This is a genomic window from Tissierella pigra, assembly GCF_018917845.1.
Lineage (GTDB): Bacteria > Bacillota > Clostridia > Tissierellales > Tissierellaceae > Tissierella > Tissierella pigra.
The window spans coordinates 1,327,370-1,349,433 of the sequence record NZ_JAHLPJ010000001.1 but is presented as its reverse complement, the minus strand read 5'-3'; the positions used below and the strand labels follow the sequence as shown (position 1 = coordinate 1,349,433).

Here is a 22,064-nt window from a genome sequence, read left to right as displayed (position 1 = left end):
TCTTTTTCTTATATATAATACCCAAAGAACTTTATTTTAATTTGTAAATTAACTTCCCTTCTCTTAATTCCTTATAAAGTTTTCCAGTACAATATAAGTACTCTAAATGAGCCATTGCTTCTCCAGCTGCAAACCATTTTTGAGGAATAGGGAAATCTTCAAAGGAATTAGCCCGTATTTTCCACTCCATTCTAGCAGTCACATCTCTTACAGTAGACTCACCACTTTCCAATATATAAAGTATTTCACCTAATCTTTCCTTATGATGAGCTAATAATTCAGTAATTCGTCTAGTGTGATCTCTAATTATATTTCTATGGGAAGGAAATAAATAGTCTATATCATAAGAGTATATCTTTGCCAAACTATTAAAATATACAGCTAAAATATTTTCTTCAAATCCCCAAAATCCAATATTAGGAGTAATTCTATCTAAAATATGGTCTCCACAGAAAAACAGCTTATGATTTCTTTCATATAAACCTATATGTCCAGGAGTATGACCTGGTATATCTATTACTTCAAAAAAATAATTTCCAACCTGTATCCCCTTTCCTTCACTAATATATGTAAATTCAACTGGTTCTTTTAAACAATATTTATATCCAGGGTGTTCACTAAATGTAACTCTATCCCTTTCTAAATCGAATAATACTTTAAATTCCTCAAATCTTTCCCAATAAGACATTGACGTCATTTCATTGATTAGTCTTCCATCTATTTCTCCAGCATATATTTTAATTCCTCTATCTTTAAATATAGATGCCATTCCTGAGTGGTCTGCATGAAGATGTGTAATAAACAATTCAGTATCTTCTATATTTATATCCAATTCTTTTAATCCTTGAAAAAGTCCATCTATACATTCCTTTCTATTAAATCCTGTATCTATTATTAAAGACTTGTTTTTACCCTTTATTACATATGAATTTAAGGCTTTTAAAGGATTTTCTGGAAGAACCACTTCAATCATATATATATTTTCATAAACCTTAGTAACCAAATTATTCACCTCGCTGTATTCTTTTATCTATATAGTATTTTGTTATGGAAAGGTTGTCAAATGAAAATTTAATATTTGGTATATGTAGGAAAATTACTATTCGTTATAAAAAGCACCTCTACATTTGATAATTGCCAAAATGTTAAAGGTGCTTTTTATAACTATATATTTTTTACTTCACAATATATACCTTTATATAATTCCTCCAGTGTAACAATCTTTTTCTCCAGATTACTTATATTTATTCCTTCATTAGCCATTGAAACTATAAGGTTTTGTATCTCACCTTTATCAATAACCACTTCAATTTTACTGTCATTAGTATTATAATTGATATTATTTTTTTGAAAAAATTCTCTTGCCAATTCCATATTATTTACTTCAATAATATATATATCCTGTAAAGAAGCATTTATCTCTGGATGAACTATTCTTCCTTTATTAATACAAATTAAACGATCACTTAGTTTTTCTACTTCTTCCAATTGATGTGATGAGAATAATATAGAAATATCCTCTTTATTGACTAGTTCTAAAAGTTCATTTCTCAAATTAATAACAGCCGTAGGATCTAACCCATTTGTAGGCTCATCTAAAATCAATAGTTTAGGCTTACTTAGTAAAGCTATTCCTAAAGCAAGACGCTGTTTCATTCCCATGGAATAATTCCCAGCCTTTCTTTTCAAACTATGTCCTAGTTCTGTAAATTCCATTATCTCCTTTACACGTTTGGAGTCAATTCCTCTTAGTTCTGCAAATAGCTTTATATTATTCTCCCCTGACATATCCAAAAACAAACCTGGAGATTCAATAACTCCTGCCATACAGTCCAAAGCCTTTAAACGTTCTTTTTTTATATCAAATCCATTTACAGTAATAGTACCACTATCAGGAAAAATAAGGGAAAGTATACATTTCATAACTGTAGACTTTCCAGCACCATTTGGACCAATGAAACCTACAATTTCATTTGGATAAATATCCATATTAATATCATGAAGAATCTTTTCTTTTCCGAAACTTTTATTTAAATCTTTTATTTCTAAAATTTTTTCCATAGTTTTCACCTACTTTTACTCTGAAATTTTTATACTCAATATTTGTATTAGCTTATTAGGCTGATTTAATGGTCCTACCTCTAATTTTCTTATTTCCTCAATAACTTCCATACCCTTAATTACTTGACCAAATACAGTAATGTCCTTATGATTTCTTATATTTCCTCCCACTGTTTGAAATGCCTCTCGCAGTTCCTGTGTCATCTCCATATCTATAAGCTCCTTTTCTTCTTCATCTGTCAGAAAGTCCTTATCTATAATGGCAAAATTCCCTGTATTTAAAGATTCTTCCCCTTCTACATTGATGCGGCGAGGTGCTACTAAACTACCATATATCATTCCAAAGTCCTCATTTATTTCCACAGGGATATTTTCTCCTGTTGCTGTTTTAAAGGTATAATCAGGCTCTCCTATTTTTCCTACTCCTATGGACACAGAAGTTACATTTACAAGTCCAAAATCTTCATAATATTTCTCTTCAACAAGTTTAATAAAATTATCTACCATTAAAGGAGCCTCTTTAGGAAATAATGATACAACTACACTACCATAATTGGTTTCAATAGTTGCAGTTATTTCTTCTTTCAATGCTTCTTCTATCTGCCTACATTGAATAGATTGATAATTTACTACTTCTGGCTCCTTTATGTCCATGTATGTTTCCTCTTGATTATCTGTATTTTTACAACCTGATATTATCAAAGCAATTACGACCGTTAAAATAACAATACTTTTTTTCATGACTTACCTCCTATTAAATCTCTTTTATTAAATATATAGGATGTATACATAGTAACTATTATCATAATCAATAGTTGAAGTATTACCCCATAGTACATACTTACCTTGGTATTTATACTGAGAATAGCAGTAAAATCCATAAATATCCAAGGATTAAAAAATACTTGTACAGCTAATATATTGTCTAACATAGAACCTATAAACGATACAATCATTATACCTAAAACCAATCCAAAACTAGTAGAGCTATCTTCTAGTAATACAGATAAGGAAACTCCTATAATTGTCTGAAATATTATTATAAAAATAAATCCTATGGTTTGAAATCCTAAGTACCCACTTGTTGAAATATATGTTTCATTATTTGATATCAACAATAGAGAAAGTTTCATTGCCTCCTCACTAACTCTAACTGGATATAGCATATTTCCCCATCCGAAACTTAATCCTATCATCAATATTACAATTGATACTGGTATCACAATAAGTAGAAGGTTTACAATGGATCTTACTATATATTTTGACAATAATAGACTTTTCCTGTTCCATGGGGAGGTATATATAAGTTTATAAGAACCTTCTTCAATTTCTCCTTCATAATCATTTATAGATATAAATAAAATCAGGACAAGAATTATAAATATATTCATCTGCTGGAGGAAGAACTTAATATAGTTCTTAGCATTTAACACATATGGATTAGGTTCATATTTTATATCTAAAGTCTCAATATTTTCATAGTCAGTAATTTGCTTCTCTAGTTTTTCTTGTGTCAAACTTCTTTCTTCCATCCAGCTTTCATCAACAACGCCCTCTATATAACCATTTAAAATAACTTGATCCATAGATTTATTATTCATAAATAAAATTGAAAGTTCACTTTGACTCAGTTCCTTTCTCAATGCCATCTTATTATATATCTCCTCAGATAAAAGGGATTTAGAGTAGAGATGTTGATAAAATTCTGCTTCTCTTTCTTGTTTGGCAATTTCAGTATGATTTTCAGGCTCTCTATATTCTAAATCCATAATTTTTATTCTAGCCATACTTAAAAGTCCAGAGTATTCTTCTATGGTATTTTGATTATACCTCTGTTGTTGAGCCAGAAAATCTTTTTCTTTACGATTTAAAACGAATACTAATCCTATACAATACAATAACACTAAAACCAGCATAAACCATGTTTTTTTCTGTGTTAATGCTTTTTTCACTTCAAATTTTAATCCTTTCATAGTCTCACCTCTCAATAGCTTATATCCTTCCTATTAAATAAATAATTCCCTACTAAAACTACTACCAATATACTTGCTACTTGTATAAGTGTAAGAGATAATAATGTAAAATTAGATGCACCACTTATTATGTTTCTTGTTTCTAACGCAAGTAGTGGATTGGGTATTTTAGGAAAGTATTTATGTACCAAATATAATCCTCCTATGATGCCAACACTTACTCCTATGGAAATAGATTTTTTATTGGTCATAGCTGATATATATATTGTGACACTTAAAATAAATATAATAAATAAAAGCATCTCCAAAGAATAAATCAGTAACACTTCCCAAAATGGAAGATATACAACTTTATCAAATAAATTTGTTACTAAGTCCCTCTTATTAACAAATGTAGGCCCTAAGTTATCACTTCCAAATATTTTACTATCCTGTTTCTTCTCTATGTCCATCCCATTATGATAAAATTCTGTCCATTGATTATTAGTTGTTAGAATTGGCATTTTTAAAGAGTGTGAATCTGTGTATATCCCAGTAAATATACATATCAAAATAATTGTAATTATCATGGATGGAACTATTGCAACTATATTTGATATGATTTTCTTTCGTAAATACGTATGTCTTTTAAATGGTTGAGATAGTACATTTCTTGATATATGAATTCTATGTTCTTCACTAACTGTATCGTAGGTCAATAGAAGTATAAATAGAATAATAGATACAGGTATGACTTTATCCATGATTTTATATAAGAACACCATATTATTGGCACTATGATCCTCAACATATGGAATTCCCAAGGTGTAGCAGGTATATAGATATTGTAAGTGAGTAAGCCAGTATTTAAAATCAGTATGACTATTAGGAGACGAACCACTATAAAAATCAAATTCTTCTCCATTATTGTCTGGATATTCAGTATCTGGACTTATATCCTCCCATATAGGTCTTGCAACAGACTCTATATATTCTCTTTGTTCAAGATGAGAATATAAGTTTAAATCTAAAATTCTCACCATCATTTCATATCTATATGCCTCTATGTAATTTCCTTGTTCTATATTTTCTATTGCTATCTCCGAATTTTTTATGGCTAATCTAAAGTAAGGTACTTCCTTCTCACCTTTTCTATATATGGATATTGTTCTTTCTAAACTTCCCTTACTGTTATTCATACTAGTTGAATGTTTAAGCTCTGAAATATTTCTATTATTAAAATCCTCTAGTTTAAGATTATTCAACTCACTAATACAAACAAAAACAATAACCACTATTAGAATAAAAAATACTTTCTTATTTAAAACTTGCCTTATTCCATAACTCTTTAACATGATTTCCCCCCCTTTCTTATTAATTAGCAGAGCTATTTTATATCAATAACTTATATCCTTCCTATTAAATAAATAATTTCCCAGTAAAACTACTATTAATATACTTGCTACTTGTATAAGTGTAAGAGATAATAATGTAAAATTGGATGCACCACTTATTATGTTTCTTGTTTCTAACGCAAGTAGTGGATTAGGTATTTTAGGAAAATACTTGTATACCAAATATAATCCTCCTATAAATCCAACACTTACTCCCATAGAAATGGACTTTTTATTGGTCATAGCTGATATATATATTGTTATAGCAAGTATAAATACTACAAATAATATCATCTCTAAAGAATAAACCAATAATATCTGCCAAAATGGAAGAAATATTACTTTCTGAAACAGTTCTGAACCTAAACTCCTCCACTCAACATGTGTAGGTCCTAATTTCCTTATTTCATATATTCCATATCTAGTAGAGTTTTGTGGTTTCTCCAAATTCATTCCGTGATGAATAAATGTATTCCATTGATTATTAGTTGTTAAAATTGGCATATTCATAGAATATGAACCTGTATCTATAGCAACAAATAAACATATTAAAGTAATTATAATCATTATAGTTGGAACGATAACTACTATATTTGAAAAGAATTTTTCATGTAAATACTTAGTTCTCTTAATTGGTTGAGATAATATACTTCTTGATATATGTTGTCTATTTTCTTCACTAACTGTATCATAGGTCAATAGTAGAACAAATCCTATTATAAATATGGGAATAATTTTATCCATGATTTTATATAAGAATACCATATTATTGGCACTGTCATCTTCTACATATGGAATTCCTAAGATGTAACAAGTATATAGATATTTTAGATCTAAAACCCAAGATTTTAAAATATGATCTGGTTTTATACCTGTATAATCAAGTTTATATTCTTGTCCATTATTGTCTGGATATGCTATTTCTGGATTTATATTCTTCCATATTGTTTTTGCAATAGGTTCTATATATTGTCTCTGTTCTAGTTTAAAGACAGCATTTAAATCTATAATTCTTCCTATCATTTCGTATCTGTATGCCTCTATGTAGTTTTCTAAATCCTTATTCTCCAACGCTAACTCTGAATTTTTAAGAGTTAAAGAAAAATATTCTTTTACCATTCCCTCTGTTCTATCTATTAAACTCTCCACAAAATCTCCCTCCCGAATTGTTACAGTGGAAAAACTTAAATCAGTAGTATTTCTATTATTTAAATCTTCCATTTTTAAATTATTAAGCCTACTAAAACAAATAAAAATGAATGATGTTATTAAAATCAAAAATACTTTCTTATTTAAGACTTGCTTTATTCCATAGGTCTTTAACATGATTTCCTCCTTTCTTATTAATTAGCAAAGCTATTCTCTCTCAATAGCTTATATCCTTCCTATTAAATAAATAATTCCCTACTAAAACTACTACCAATATACTTGCTACTTGTATAAGTGTAAGAGATAATAATGTAAAATTAGATGCACCACTTATTATCTTTCTTGTTTCTAACGCAAGTAGTGGATTAGGTATTTTAGGAAAATACTTATATACCAAATATAATCCTCCTATGATGCCAACACCTACTCCTATGGAAATAGATTTTTTATTGGTCATAGCTGATGTATATATTGTGATGCTTAAAATAAATACAACAAATAATATCATCTCCAAAGAAAAAATCAGTAACACCTGCCAAAATGGAATATACACAACTTTATCAAATAATTTTGTTCCTAAGTCTACTATATTAAAGAATACTGGCCCTAAATTACTTCCCCAAAACATTTCACTATTTTGTTCTTTATCTATATTCATTCCATTATGATAAAAATTTACCCATTGATTATTAGTTGTTAGAATTGGCATTTTTAAAGGGTGTGAATCTGTGTATATAGTAGCAAATATACATATCAAAGTAATTGTAATTATTATGGTTGGAACTATTGCAGATATATTTGATATGATTTTCTCTCTTAAATATGTATATCTTTTAATTGGTTGAGATAATATATTTCTTGATATATGAATTCTATGTTCTTCACTAACTGTATCGTAGGTCAATAGAAGAATAAATAGAATAATAGATACAGGTATGATTTTATCCATAATTTTATATAAGAACACCATATTATTGGCACTATGATCCTCAACATATGGAATCCCCAAGTTGTAGCAGGTATATAGATATTGTAAGTGAGTAAGCCAATATTTAAAATCAACATTACTCTCAATAGATAATGGTCTATCAAAATCAAACTCCGCCCCATTATTATCTGGATATTCAATATCTGGACTTATATCTTCCCAAATAGGTCTTGCAATAGGCTCTATATATTCTCTTTGTTCAAGATGAGAATATAAGTTTAGTTCTAAAATTTTCACCATCATTTCATATTTATAAGCCTCCATATAATTCCCCTGTTCAAGATTCTCCATTGCCAACTCTGCACTTTTAAAAGCCAATCTAAAATATGGTACTTCTTTTCCATCTCTTCCTTCTTTCTCATATAACGAAAATGTTCTCTCTAGTCTTTCGATCCATTCAATGATATTAATAGAATGATTTATTCCTATAGTACTTCTATTATTAAAATCCTCTAATTTAAGATTATTTAATTCACTAATACAAACAAAAACAATAACCACTATTAGAATAAAAAATACTTTCTTATTTAAAACTTGCCTTATTCCATAACTCTTTAACATGATTTCCCCCCCTTTCTTATTAATTAGCAGAGCTATTTTATATCAATAACTTATATCCTTCCTATTAAATAAATAATTTCCCAGTAAAACTACTATTAATATACTTGCTACTTGTATAAGTGTAAGAGATAATAATGTAAAATTGGATGCACCACTTATTATGTTTCTTGTTTCTAACGCAAGTAGTGGATTGGGTATTTTAGGAAAGTATTTATATACCAAATATAATCCTCCTATAAATCCAACACTTACTCCCATAGAAATAGATTTTTTATTGGTCGTAGCTGATATATATATTGTTATACTTAAAATAAATATAATAAATAAAATCATTTCCAAGAAATAAGTTACTATCATCTGCCAAAACGAAATATACACCACTTTATCAAACAATTTTTTTACTAAATCTATCTTATTAACAAGTGTAGCCCCTAAGTTATCACTTCCAAATATTTTACTATCCTGTTTCTTCTCTATGTCCATCCCATTATGATAAAATTCTGTCCATTGATTATTGGTTGTTAGAATTGGCATTTTTAAAGAGTGTGAATCTGTGTATATCCCAGCAAATATACAGATCAAAATAATTGTAATTATTATGGCTGGAACTATTGCAACTATATTTGATATGATTTTCTTTCGTAAATACGTATGTCTTTTAAATGGTTGAGATAATATATTTCTTGATATATGAATTCTATGTTCTTCACTAACTGTATCGTAGGTCAATAGAAGTATAAATAGAATAATAGATACAGGTATGACTTTATCCATGATTTTATATAAGAACACCATATTATTGGCACTATGATCCTCAACATATGGAATCCCCAAGTTGTAGCAGGTATATAAGTATTGTAAGTGAGTAAGCCAATATTTAAAATCATCATTGGTATCAATAGCTGATGGTCTATCAATATCAAACTCTTCCCCATTATTATCTGGATATTCAATATCTGGACTTATATCTTCCCATATAGGTCTTGCAATTGGCTCTATATATTCTCTTTGTTCAAGATGAGAATATAGGTTTAAATCTAAAATTCTCACCATCATTTCATATCTATAAACCTCTGTATAATTCCCCTGTTTCATATTCTCCATTGCCAATTCTGCACTTTTAAAAGCCAAGTTAAAATATGGTACATATTTTCCATCTCTTCCTTCTTTCTCATAGGATAAAAATATGGTCTCTAGCCCTTCGTTGAACTTAATGGCATTAATAGAATGGTTTATTCCTATAGTACTTCTATTATTAAAATCCTCTAATTTAAGATTATTTAATTCACTAATACAAACAAAAACAATAACCACTATTAGAATAAAAAATACTTTCTTATTTAAAACTTGCCTTATTCCATAACTCTTTAACATGATTTCCCCCCTTTTCTTATTAATTAGCAGAGCTATTTTATATCAATAGCTTATATCCTTCCTATTAAATAAATAACTTCCTACTAAAACTACTATTAATATACTTGCTACTTGTATAAGTGTAAGAGATAATAATGTAAAATTGGATGCACCACTTATTATGTTTCTTGTTTCTAACGCAAGTAGTGGATTGGGTATTTTAGGAAAGTATTTATAAATTAAATATAATCCTCCTATAAATCCAACACTTACTCCCATAGAAATAGATTTTTTATTGGTCATAGCTGATATATATATTGTTATACTTAAAATAAATATAATAAATAAAATCATTTCCAAGAAATAAGTTACTATCATCTGCCAAAACGAAATATACACCACTTTATCAAACAATTTTTTTACTAAATCTATCTTATTAACAAGTGTAGGCCCTAAGTTATCACTTCCAAATATTTTACTATCCTGTTTCTTCTCTATGTCCATCCCATTATGATAAAATTCTGTCCATTGATTATTGGTTGTTAGAATTGGCATTTTTAAAGAGTGTGAATCTGTGTATATCCCAGCAAATATACAGATCAAAATAATTGTAATTATTATGGCTGGAACTATTGCAACTATATTTGATATGATTTTCTTTCGTAAATACGTATGTCTTTTAAATGGTTGAGATAGTACATTTCTTGATATATGAATTCTATGTTCTTCACTAACTGTATCGTAGGTCAATAGAAGTATAAATAGAATAATAGATACAGGTATGGTTTTATCCATGATTTTATATAAGAACACCATATTATTGGCACTATGATCCTCAACATATGGAATCCCCAAGTTGTAGCAGGTATATAAGTATTGTAAGTGAGTAAGCCAATATTTAAAATCATCATTGGTATCAATAGCTGATGGTCTATCAATATCAAACTCTTCCCCATTATTATCTGGATATTCAATATCTGGACTTATATCTTCCCATATAGGTCTTGCAATTGGCTCTATATATTCTCTTTGTTCAAGATGAGAATATAAGTTTAAATCTAAAATTCTCACCATCATTTCATATCTATAAACCTCTGTATAATTCCCCTGTTTCATATTCTCCATTGCCAATTCTGCACTTTTAAAAGCCAAGTTAAAATATGGTACATATTTTCCATCTCTTCCTTCTTTCTCATAGGATAAAAATATGGTCTCTAGCCCTTCGTTGAACTTAATGGCATTAATAGAATGGTTTATTCCTATAGTACTTCTATTATTAAAATCCTCTAATTTAAGATTATTTAATTCACTAATACAAACAAAAACAATAGCCACTATTAGAATAAAAAATACTTTTTTATTTAAAACTTGCTTTATTCCATAGATCTTTAACATGATTTCCCCCTTTCTCATTAATTAGCAGAGCTATTTTATATCAATAGCTTATATCCTTCCTATTAAATAAATAATTTCCCAGTAAAACTACTATTAATATACTTGCTACTTGTATAAGTGTAAGAGATAATAATGTAAAATTGGATGCACCACTTATTATGTTTCTTGTTTCTAACGCAAGTAGTGGATTAGGTATTTTAGGAAAATACTTATATACCAAATATAATCCTCCTATAAATCCAACACCTACTACCATAGAAATAGATTTTTTATTGGTCATAGCTGATATATATATTGTTATAGCAAGTATAAATATAACAAATAATATCAGCTCCAAAGAATAAATCAGTAACACTTTCCAAAATGGAAAATATACAACTTTATCAAATAATTTTGTTACTAAGTCTACTACATCAAAAATTACTGGACCTAATTTACTTCTCCAAAACAACATACTATTTTGTTCTTTATCTATATTCATTCCATCATGGCGAAATTCTGTCCATTGATTATTAGTTGTTAGAATTGGCATTTTTAAAGAGTGTGAATCTGTGTATATTCCAGCAAATATACATATCAAAATAATTGTGATTATTATAGCTGGAACTATTGCAACTATATTTGATATGATTTTCTTTTGTAAATATGTATGTCTTTTAAATGGTTGAGATAGTATATTTCTTGATATATGAATTCTATGTTCTTCACTAACTGTATCGTAGGTTAATAGAAGTATAAATAGAATAATAGATACAGGTATGATTTTATCCATGATTTTATATAAAAACACCATATTATTGGCACTATGATCCTCAACATATGGAATTCCCAAGTTGTAACAGGTATATAAATATTGTAAATGAGTAAGCCAATATTTAAAATTAACATTGGTATTAATAGCTGATGGTTTATCAATATCAAACTCTTCCCCATTATTATCTGGATATTCAATATCTGGACTTATATCTTCCCATATAGGTCTTGCAATTGGCTCTATATATTCTCTTTGTTCAAGATGAGAATATAGGTTTAAATCTAAAATTTTCACCATCATTTCATATTTATAAGCCTCTGTATAGTTTCCATTTTCAATATTCTTCATTGCCAACTCTGCACTTTTAAAAGCCAAGTTAAAATCTGGTATATATATTCCATCTTTTTTATATAGTGATAATACAAATTCTGTCCTTTCCTTACCCTTAATCACATTAATAGAATTACTTATTCCTATAGTACTTCTATTATTAAAATCCTCTAATTTAAGATTATTTAATTCACTAATACAAACAAAAATAATAGCCACTATTAGAATAAAAAATACTTTCTTATTTAAAACTTGCCTTATTCCATAACTCTTTAACATGATTTCCCCCTTTCTCCAAGATCCAATAATAGGGAGGATGGATACAGCTAATTAATAGTGAATAACTTATCTTATACTTGATTGCATCAAACCTTTAGTTAATCACTATAATCATGTTCCATCCTCATAAATATTATATCCTAGCCTATTATTCTACTAATTTCCATATCTCTTACTTTTTCTATTATAATGACGATGGTCTAACTCCTGACCAAGCTTGTTCTCTCATTGGTTGTATCCACTTCATAGCTAGAGTTGTACGTTGAGTTCGATCAATTCCACAGGTACAATTTTCTCTAGTATCGCAATAACAGTCTGCCATTATGTTCTTAAAACTATTAGTTCTTTTCTCTTCCCTTCTATTCATTAAAATCCCTCCCAATAATTTATCTATATGCAATCAAGTTTATAAGATACTATATTACTAACCCAAGAATCCAATATATTCCTTTCAAGTGAATCTGCATAAATCACATTATCTGAAATGTCTATATCATGCAAAAGTTTGTCATCTGAAATATTTCGAAATTCTGCTTCTGGCAATATATCCATTCTTGTCTGCTGAAATTTATAAAATTCATTAGTTACAATAAAATAATCCACATCTATATTGAATGATTTTGATAAATATTTATTTACAATTTCCCTATACTCATTATCATATAATGTAAAAGGCACTACATTGAAGTAAAAATCAGGTTTGATTGACTGCATTACTGACCAAAGATGAATTCCAAAGTCATTCATAAAAAATTCATCAGTTCTCATCATTCCTCCTGGTATATCTATAATTATAAAATCAGGATTCAATGTCATCTCTATTGCTTTTAATTTCATATTGAGTTCATAAATTTCACCTGTAGAAACTCCTGTGAATTGTTGAAAGTTCGTACCAAATAATGGTAATGCAATAGATTGATTGCTTGGATTATCAGATAGCATAACTACTTTATTTCCATTTTTCTCAAGTTTTGCTTTTAACACCGATGCAATAATACTAGTATATATAGATTGATAAAATCCAGAAACTGCAATAACAATAGGTCCTATACTCTCTGAAAATTTGATATTTAAAGATATTAAATTATTGGTTACTCCATTGATTAATTCTGCATCTTCATATTTAATATCGCTTAATTTTCTAATAAAACTTTTCTTGTATTTTTCAGTAAATGACTGCAATCTTTTCTCCAAAAGCTGATTATCCTCATAACCTAAATCATTGAAAAATATATTCTCCTTCATTGATAGATTTTCCAATGACCCAATAGTTTCAAATGAACCCTTTATATTTAAAATCTCGCCTAAATTTTGTCCATTTAAAGGTGACAATTCATCTGTATAATAAGATATAGATTTATCAGTATATTTATAGTAATATGCTAAGGGCATACAATGTTTATTTACTGGGTATAACTGTAGTTTATTGTCCATAATATCCATACCTTTCATTAAAATTAATAATATCGTGTAATATGTTATCAAATCCAGCTCTTATTTGGTTACATTCATTTTCTAATTGTTCTTCATTACCAGATATGCAACCTTCATATTTTTTTATACATCCATCACAATGTCTAAAAGCAAAGCAATTTATACATTTATCCTTTGATAGATTATGAATATTCAATATGAATTTTGCTTTCTCCAGATTAAATCCTTCTTCTATATTTCCGATTACATTTTCTTCTACAGTTTCACTGATACGCTCACAAGGAAAGAAATTACCATTTATATCTACCATCCAGCGTGTTGCTCCTGGAATACATGGTCCCGAAGGACATATATTTTTAGAAAATCCCCATTTTTCATCAAATCCATTTATTATTCTTTCAAATAATGAGTTGAATAAAGGCATTCCAAGTTGATATGAAACTCGATCCGAAAGATTATTTCCTTCAAATAAAAACTTACCCATCTCCTCCTTATATTGATAGTAACTCTCCATGAATTCATCAGAAAAATGGTTTTTAATAGATTTATAAGTATCATCTAAAACTGTAGACTGAACTTTTATCTTTCTCATAGCTTCATTGATATTGAAAAGCTCTGCATACTTATCAAGACTAAATCTAGGGTCAATTACCATGTTGATAGTAGTTCTATTAAACAAATCAGGGTACTCCCTATAAATAATCTCTATATTCTCCATAACCTTATTAAATACACTATCTTTGACATTAGCAAAAACTCGATTTGCATCATTTATTTCTTTTGGACCATCAATACTTATGACTAAATCAAAATTATTATCATTTAAGAACTCCAATATCTCTCTATTCATTAAAGTAGCATTGGTGGTTATTGTAAAGCTAAGGAGCTTGTCCTGTATCAAATTATGTGCATAGTCTACAACTGATTTCATAGTATCAAAAGCAAGGAGAGGTTCTCCTCCATAGAATCCAATTGTAATCTTTTCACTATCTATGGAATGTGCGTAGAGATAGTCAATAGCTTTCTTAGCTAAATCAATATCCATATATTTCTTTTTATGTAGACGATTTACATTGTCGTTTCCAGTATAAGGACAATATGAACACCTAAGATTACAATCTTGTGTTATTTGAAGGGTTACTAATGAAAGTTTTCTATTTAGATAATATTCCAAACTATCCGTAAGAGGATGACAAAATTCTTCAATATTTACATCTTTAAAAAATCCATCCTGCTGAAGACTTTTATACTCTTCTCCAATAACATCATTATTTAAAACTTCTTTTTTTTCTGAAATCAAATCATATAATCCCCTGGAAATTTTGCGATAAGTATCCCTTTGAGCATCATAAACATAATATTTCCCATTTTGTTCCCATACCTTATTAATCAAAAATTTTCCCCCTTCCATTTTTAACCTCATAAAGTTAAAGAATCTAAAGTTATCTAAATATAAATTATCTACCCTATCATAACCTTTATATATTTTTTACTTAATCAATTATCAGCTAAATATATATGAAGAATTCTGTATTGAATTAATATTCTGACTTTAGTTTTAATTTAATCATACGCAAATATCCATGTCAACAGATTTATTTATACAAATTTCGACACCAGCAGAAATTTGTATAATGATTACTATATATATAATCCTCTACTTTCTCTTCAGTGGTCAATTCCCTTAACATATTTTTATTATGGCACATACAGCCACTTTACTATAAATAAAATAATTACAATTGATATAGTTATTGTTCTCCTATTATTTATATTTCCTAATATTAGTAACCGATAAATCCAAATTTATTAGAATTTGGACTTATTGAGCTACTGATGATACAATCTTTCTAACATTTATTCACATCATTGATTTTATTTAAAATTATATTAACACAATCTTCCAATAATTTGTTAATTATTGTACCAATAGTATGTATTTTTGTACCAATGGTAAAATAAAGGGGTCATTTAGTAATAAAAATTTTATGATTTAAATTTCACCTAAAAAAAGAGCTATTTCATAACTAATTTAATAGTTATGAAATAGCCCCATTATTTCTTATTTTCCTTTAACTTTTTTTCATCCTTATCTGAAGAGAGTCCTACATTATTTTTCATTTCTTCATTATCTACTACTCCAATTTCTCCAGCGAATTCATAGCTCATAGCCTTAAAGAAATTCTTATCAATAGTATCTTTACTTTGTTTATCTTTCATCTTTATCACCTCGTATGTATTTTTAGTTTTATTTTTCTTTACATACAAGGTAATTTTAGGATATATAAATATCTTTTTTTAAATTTAAAAATCATTAAATATATTTATAATTATGATCTATCTATAAAGATTTTCGATATTCTTCTACTTCAGAAGGTGAGGCATATATAAAATGTCCTTCTTTTATTTCAACCATTTCAGGTTTTTCTATACTGTAGTCATGGATCGTCGGATCATAATATATATGTTTTCTATTTTTTTCATAATCAGGGTCTGGTATTGGAATAGCCGATAATAGAGATTTTGTATATGGATGTAATGGGTTTCTATATAATTCCTCTGCATTCGCTATTTCCACTAATTTTCCATAATACATTACTCCTATTCTATCTGAAAAATACTTAACTACTGAAAGATTATGGGCTATAAACATTACAGTAAGTCCTAATTCCTTCTTTATATTGTTTAATAAATTAAGAATTTGTGCCTGTATAGATACATCTAGAGCTGATATAGGCTCATCAGCTATTACTAGCTCAGGGTTTGTGATTAAAGCCCTAGCTACTCCTATACGTTGTCTTTGGCCACCAGAGAACTCATGGGGGTATCTGTTTGCATGTTCTTTAGTAAGCCCTACAGTCTCAAGCATTTCATACACTTTATTTGTTATTTCTTCTTCACTATTATATAATTTATTTATTCTCAAACCTTCCCCTATTATTTCCTTAACAGTCATTCTAGGATTTAATGATGATATAGGGTCTTGAAATATCATTGCGATTCCTCTTGTATTTTCTTTTATCTCCTTATGTCTTGATTTCTTTGATATAAGTTTTCCTTTAAAGTAAATCTCTCCATCTGTTGGGTTATAGAGTCTAATAATAGACCTTCCTGTAGTGGTTTTTCCGCAGCCAGATTCTCCTACTAATCCAAAGGTTTCCCCCTTATATATATGGAAGCTTACATCATCAACTGCCTTTACTACAAGTTTTCTTCTACCAAATCCTGATGTAAAATACTGTTTCAAATTTTTAACTTCTACTATGGGCTTTTCATCTTTTGGTCTTTGATTTATTTTATCTAGAATTTTCCTATCATCTGTAGTTTTCTTTCTATAACTATTTAAATCAACTTTTGGCGCATCTTCATGTAGGAGCCAAGTAGCTGCATAGTGGGTATCAGATACTTTATACATAGGTGGATGTTCTTCTAAATCAATCCTCATGGCAAATTGATTTCTAGGTGCAAAGGCATCACCCTTTGGCGGATAAAGCATATTTGGAGGTGTGCCTGGTATGACATATAGTTCTGTAGAAGAATCTGTTTCCAAATCTGGCATTGCAGAAAGTAATGCCATGGTATAAGGATTTCTCGGATTTTTAAATATTTCATCTACAGTTCCATATTCCACTATTTTTCCTCCATACATTACAGCAACTCGATCTGCTAAGTTGGCTACTACACCTAAATCATGGGTAATAAATATTACACCTATATTTCTTTCCTTCTGTATTTCCTTTATTAAATCAAGTATTTTTGCCTGAACTGTAACATCCAGTGCTGTAGTAGGCTCGTCACATATTAATATATCTGGGTCACAAGCCAATGCTATGGCAATAACTATACGTTGTCTCATTCCACCAGAAAATTGAAATGGATATTGATTAAATCTTTTTTCAACCTCATCAATTCCCACTGCTTTCATTAACTCCAATGCCTTCTTTTTAGCCTCTTCACTAGGGATTCCTTGTTTAATCCTAAGTGCCTCTGTAATCTGTCTTCCTATTTTCATAACTGGATCTAAAGAAGACATAGGGTCTTGGAATATCATTGCAATTTCGGACCCTCTAATATTTGACATTTCATTATCATTCAGCTTTGTCAAATCCTTTTCCTTATATAGAATTTCTCCCCTTTCGATATTAGCATTTTTAGCTAATAATCCCATTACTGTTCTTGCAGTAACAGATTTACCAGAACCTGATTCTCCAACTATTGCTAAAGTCTCACCTTTTCTAAGGCTTAAATCAACACCCCTAACTGCATGGACCTTTCCAGCATATGTATTAAAGGTCACATATAGATCCCTAACTTCTAATATACTAATTCCATTATTCATCCTGTGCCCCCCCTTATTCTTGCCCTCTTAATGTTGGATCAAAAGCATCCCTTAAACCATTTCCTAATAGGTTAAAAGAAATCATCAGAATTGAAATTACCAATGCAGGAAATATAGTTAAATGCGGATACTCCAATAATACCAATTGTCCTTCTGCTAACAATACACCTATAGATGGTTCTGGTGCTTGAATTCCTAATCCTATATATGCTAAAAAGGATTCTTGAAATATTGCTCCAGGTATTGCAAGTGCACTCATGGTAATAATAATACCAAAAGCATTTGGCAATATATGCCTAAAAATAAGGGTTCTATCTGTTGCTCCTAAAGTTCTAGAAGCTAATACATATTCCATTCCTTTATATTTATAAAACTGTGCCCTTATCATTCGACTCATTCCAATCCATCCAGTAAGGCATAAAGCCAAGGCAATAGGAATAATTCCTGGTCCATAATATAAAACAAACAGAATTATAACTACTAAAAATGGAATTCCGTTTAATACTTCAATAAATCTTTGCATCCCTAAGTCTACTAAACCTCCATAATATCCAGATATAGCTCCATATACTACTCCAATAACGATATTTACTGACATGGCTATAACTGATATAATTAGTGATATTCTTGTACCTCTCCATAGTCTAGTCCATTGATCTCTTCCTAGAGAATCAGTTCCAAACCAAAAATATTTATCTTTTACCTCTTTATATTTATACATATCTACTTTTACTGTAGCCATTTCTCTGTCTTTTACTTTGTATTCCTTGATGACTTGTAGTACTGCACCTTTATATTTTCCTTCTATATTGTCTTTTGAAATATTCATAACCTTAGTTCCATCAAATACTCCCATTTTTTCAATAATAGGTATTCTAGCAGGCATAAGAGTTAATTTCAAATTTTGCTCCTTGAAGCCATATTCATTCATCATAGGACCAAAAATAGCCATAAATACTAAAAATGATATAATAACAAAAGAGGTGACAGATGCCTTATTTTTTCTAAACCTTATCATTGCATCTTTAAAAAAACCAATAGCTTCACCTTCAAATTTTTCATCCTTTAATATTTCATCTAATTGTATAAATTCAAATTTATTTTCTATGTTCTTTTTAGTATTATTCTTCATTATTTTCTCCCTCCTATACGTATACGAGGATCTATAATTCCATAGGACAAGTCCACTATTAAAATAGTCAATAATCCTAGTAAGGAATACCAAAACAATACTCCCATAGCTACTGGATAGTCCTTTGCATTTATTCCATCAAGCATAACACTTCCCATACCTGGAATACTAAATATCTTTTCTATAACTAGAGAACCACCTAATATTCCAGTAAACATTGGGATTATAATATTGGCAAGTGGTATAAATGAGTTTCTCATGGCATGTCTAGTAGTTGCCTGAACTTGTGTTAAACCTTTTGCCTTTGCAAGAAGCATATACTCAGAATTAAGTGCTTCACATAGCTCTGCACGTGTATACCTTGCTACTCCTGCAATGGAACCAAATGAAAGTGCCAATATTGGAAGTATAATGGATTTAAATTTATTCCATGTAAGTACTTTTTCTGTACTAACGACTATAGGAAACCATCCTAGTTTAAATGCTATAAAATACTGTAATAAAGATGCAAATACAAATGAAGGAATAGCTATAAATGCTATTATCATAATGGAAATAATATGATCTGGAAGCTTATTCTTTTTAAGAGCTGCCCAGATTCCAAATACAATAGCAATAGGTAAACTAAGAAGTAAGGAGAAAATATTAAGCTGCATCGATACTGGTACTTTAGTTGCTAATATTTGATTTACTGGAACTTTTGGTTGTATTGCTATAGATAAACCAAAATCAAATTTTGAAAAATCCTTTAGAAAATATCCATACTGAACTATCATTGGCTCATTTAGATGATATTTATCTTCAATAGCCTTTTTTACATCTTTAGGCATTTTAGGATCAGTAATAAAACTTCCCGGCATTGAATGTAATACAAAAAATGAAACTGAAATTATCATAAATAAAGTAATAACTAACAAGGTTAATCTTTGAGCAGTATACCTAAACATTGTTTTTGCCCCTTTCAAGAAATTTCACTGTTTTATCAGCATTTTTTATTATGTACCAAGTATTTATAACGATTTTTATCGTTATAAATACTTGATATTTTATGTCCTAGCTCATAATTCTTGATAATCTATACTTAATCCAGTGGATCATATTCAGATTGTAGTGTAGCAAATCCTATTCCAGGTACATATTTACCTTTAGTAATTAAATGAACTCTATCTGCAAATATTGAAGTTATTTGTGGTTCATACATAGGTACAAAAGGTACTGCATCTAATAACATTTCCTCCATTTCCGCCAATGCTTGTAGTCTTTCTTCTTCTTTAAATATTAAATCTCCCCTAACAGTTCTTTCAAAAAGTTTATCAAACTCATCGTTTCCAAATTGATCAATTTTACTTGTAAATCCTTGTGTATAAACTTCCATACTTGACCAAGGATTAAATTCTCCACCAGACCATGATCCAAATCCACAATCATAGTTTCCATTTTCCATATTATCATAAGCATTTTGCCATGGTACGCCTCTTAAAACCACATCTAATCTATCTGATCCAAAAGCATTTTCATATTCTTGTTCTAAGAATTCTGCTGTTCTTTTCATGTTTTCACTATTATCGAAATATTGAATTTCTAATTCCATTTTCTTTCCATAAGATTCATATGCTTTATCAAAATATTCTTTTGCCAATTCTAAGTCATAACCATTATTTTCTGGTAATATATTCTTTCCAATATCTGTATCACGATATGCTAATCCCTTTGACGGAGCAGCTATTTTAGCAGTTGAAACAACATAAGGTGCTGGTACTGCTGTTTTATAGATGTCTTCTGCTATAGCTTTTCTATCCATTCCATAGAATAAAGCCTTTCTAAAGTTTACGTCTCTTAAAAATGGTTTAGTTTCTGATGTCATATTTACAAACATTGACCATACTCCAGTTGTTTTTGAAAATACTAATCTTGGATCTTCTGAATATTTATCATAGTTAGCTCCTGATAGTACTACGCTATCTATATCATTATTTTCAAATAATTGAACTCTTGTATTAGCATCTTCTACAACTCTTGACTCAATTCTATCTACAGTATAAATTTCTGCTATAGGAGAATATTCATTTCTTACATATATTTTATTTTGATCTCTTATCCACTCTTCAAATTTATATGGTCCTGAAGAAGGTGTGGTCTCCATAGAAGTCCCATAGTTAGTTTCTGTTCTGTCTTCATTCATTCCAGCTTCATATATTTTTTCTTGTACTGGTGAACTAGCTCCACCATTTGTAAATCCTAAGTAAAAATCCATCTCTGGAACTGGAAAACCAATAGTTATTTCCAGTGTATAATCGTCTAAAGCCTTTATACCTACATCTTCCCACGCACATTCTCCATCCCAGTACTTTTTAGCATTTACTACTACCACATCAGCATCAAAAACTTGAGGTCCTCTCATGTTTTTCAGCTTTGGATCTAAAAGCATTTTATAAGAGTATTCATAGTCATTAGCATTAAGAGGATCGCCGTCCTCCCACTTAAGTCCCTCTTTTAACTTAAAAGTCCATACTGTTCCTTCTTCATTTTTTGTAGGAACACCTTCTGCATGATCCCCAATAAATTTATAGCTATCAATATCTTCATCATAAATTAGTTTTAATAAGTTACCAAAAATAAAAAGCATAGTATCTGATTCTGCAGTTGTCTCATAAATATGAGGGTTCAATGTTGCAGTCTTACTTCCAGCAATCCTATAAACTGTTGGTCCCTTTTCAACTGGTTCTTCCTTAGTTTCATCTACTTCTTCAACCTCGATCTCTGTTTCTGGTGCTACCTCTTTTCCTCCACAACCTGCTAAGACCGAGGCAATTAGTATTATTGCCAACAATAAAGCTAGATACCTTTTCATTATGATTCCTCCTTATTAATAATTTGGGTAATATGTATTTATACTTACATTACCTTATTACATTATAGTTTTGATTTATGAAATAATTACCA

18 protein-coding genes are annotated in these 22,064 nt (G+C 29.3%); all 18 read right to left on the bottom strand.

Annotation, left to right across the window (positions count from 1 at the left end):
• Positions 1–31: 31 nt before the first annotated feature.
• The 18 genes from KQI41_RS06575 to KQI41_RS06490 all read right to left on the bottom strand — a co-directional run bounded on the left by KQI41_RS06575 (position 32) and on the right by KQI41_RS06490 (position 21,972).
• Complete coding sequence (locus KQI41_RS06575) at positions 32–1,003, bottom strand: MBL fold metallo-hydrolase (RefSeq protein WP_154439221.1); 972 nt, start codon at positions 1,001–1,003, stop codon at positions 32–34.
• Positions 1,004–1,164: 161 nt separating this feature from the next.
• A complete protein-coding gene (locus KQI41_RS06570) occupies positions 1,165–2,061 on the bottom strand; it encodes an ABC transporter ATP-binding protein (protein WP_154439222.1) in 897 nt (298 codons plus the stop codon).
• Between the two features lie 15 nt (positions 2,062–2,076).
• Entirely contained in the window at positions 2,077–2,802 is a 726-nt protein-coding gene (locus KQI41_RS06565; RefSeq protein ID WP_154439223.1) for a peptidylprolyl isomerase, read from the bottom strand.
• Positions 2,799–4,034, bottom strand: coding sequence for an ABC transporter permease (locus tag KQI41_RS06560; protein ID WP_154439224.1), 1,236 nt, complete (start codon positions 4,032–4,034; stop codon positions 2,799–2,801). The genes KQI41_RS06565 and KQI41_RS06560 overlap by 4 nt, the downstream gene beginning before the upstream one ends.
• Before the next feature lie 11 nt (positions 4,035–4,045).
• Positions 4,046–5,368 carry an ABC transporter permease subunit gene (locus KQI41_RS06555; protein ID WP_154439225.1) on the bottom strand — a complete coding sequence of 441 codons (1,323 nt, stop codon included), beginning with the start codon at positions 5,366–5,368 and terminating at the stop codon, positions 4,046–4,048.
• A gap of 42 nt (positions 5,369–5,410) precedes the next feature.
• Positions 5,411–6,733, bottom strand: coding sequence for an ABC transporter permease (locus tag KQI41_RS06550; RefSeq protein WP_154439226.1), 1,323 nt, complete (start codon positions 6,731–6,733; stop codon positions 5,411–5,413).
• A 40-nt stretch (positions 6,734–6,773) separates the two neighbouring features.
• Positions 6,774–8,105, bottom strand: coding sequence for an ABC transporter permease subunit (locus KQI41_RS06545; RefSeq protein ID WP_154439227.1), 1,332 nt, complete (start codon positions 8,103–8,105; stop codon positions 6,774–6,776).
• Positions 8,106–8,147: 42 nt separating this feature from the next.
• Complete coding sequence (locus tag KQI41_RS06540; protein WP_154439228.1) at positions 8,148–9,479, bottom strand: ABC transporter permease subunit; 1,332 nt, start codon at positions 9,477–9,479, stop codon at positions 8,148–8,150.
• Between the two features lie 42 nt (positions 9,480–9,521).
• Complete coding sequence (locus tag KQI41_RS06535; protein WP_195837920.1) at positions 9,522–10,853, bottom strand: ABC transporter permease subunit; 1,332 nt, start codon at positions 10,851–10,853, stop codon at positions 9,522–9,524.
• A gap of 40 nt (positions 10,854–10,893) precedes the next feature.
• Positions 10,894–12,216, bottom strand: a complete 1,323-nt coding sequence (locus KQI41_RS06530; protein ID WP_154439230.1) for an ABC transporter permease subunit — start codon at positions 12,214–12,216, stop codon at positions 10,894–10,896.
• Positions 12,217–12,400: 184 nt separating this feature from the next.
• Complete coding sequence (locus KQI41_RS06525; protein ID WP_154439231.1) at positions 12,401–12,583, bottom strand: hypothetical protein; 183 nt, start codon at positions 12,581–12,583, stop codon at positions 12,401–12,403.
• Between the two features lie 23 nt (positions 12,584–12,606).
• The gene (locus tag KQI41_RS06520) at positions 12,607–13,650 is read right to left on the bottom strand and encodes a P-loop NTPase family protein (RefSeq protein ID WP_154439232.1); all 1,044 of its coding nucleotides are present in this window, start codon (positions 13,648–13,650) and stop codon (positions 12,607–12,609) included.
• Positions 13,640–15,043 carry a radical SAM protein gene (locus KQI41_RS06515; protein ID WP_216585051.1) on the bottom strand — a complete coding sequence of 468 codons (1,404 nt, stop codon included), beginning with the start codon at positions 15,041–15,043 and terminating at the stop codon, positions 13,640–13,642. Before KQI41_RS06515 ends, KQI41_RS06520 begins: the two co-directional genes overlap by 11 nt.
• A gap of 662 nt (positions 15,044–15,705) precedes the next feature.
• Positions 15,706–15,870 carry a hypothetical protein gene (locus KQI41_RS06510; protein ID WP_154439234.1) on the bottom strand — a complete coding sequence of 55 codons (165 nt, stop codon included), beginning with the start codon at positions 15,868–15,870 and terminating at the stop codon, positions 15,706–15,708.
• Positions 15,871–15,991: 121 nt separating this feature from the next.
• Positions 15,992–17,989, bottom strand: coding sequence for an ABC transporter ATP-binding protein (locus tag KQI41_RS19265; protein ID WP_342366191.1), 1,998 nt, complete (start codon positions 17,987–17,989; stop codon positions 15,992–15,994).
• Positions 17,990–18,002: 13 nt separating this feature from the next.
• On the bottom strand, positions 18,003–19,121 hold the full coding sequence (locus KQI41_RS06500) for an ABC transporter permease (protein WP_154442019.1): 1,119 nt from the start codon (positions 19,119–19,121) through the stop codon (positions 18,003–18,005).
• Positions 19,121–20,068 carry an ABC transporter permease gene (locus KQI41_RS06495; protein WP_154442017.1) on the bottom strand — a complete coding sequence of 316 codons (948 nt, stop codon included), beginning with the start codon at positions 20,066–20,068 and terminating at the stop codon, positions 19,121–19,123. Before KQI41_RS06495 ends, KQI41_RS06500 begins: the two co-directional genes overlap by 1 nt.
• Positions 20,069–20,202: 134 nt before the next feature.
• Entirely contained in the window at positions 20,203–21,972 is a 1,770-nt protein-coding gene (locus KQI41_RS06490) for a peptide ABC transporter substrate-binding protein (protein WP_216585050.1), read from the bottom strand.
• Positions 21,973–22,064: the final 92 nt, after the last annotated feature.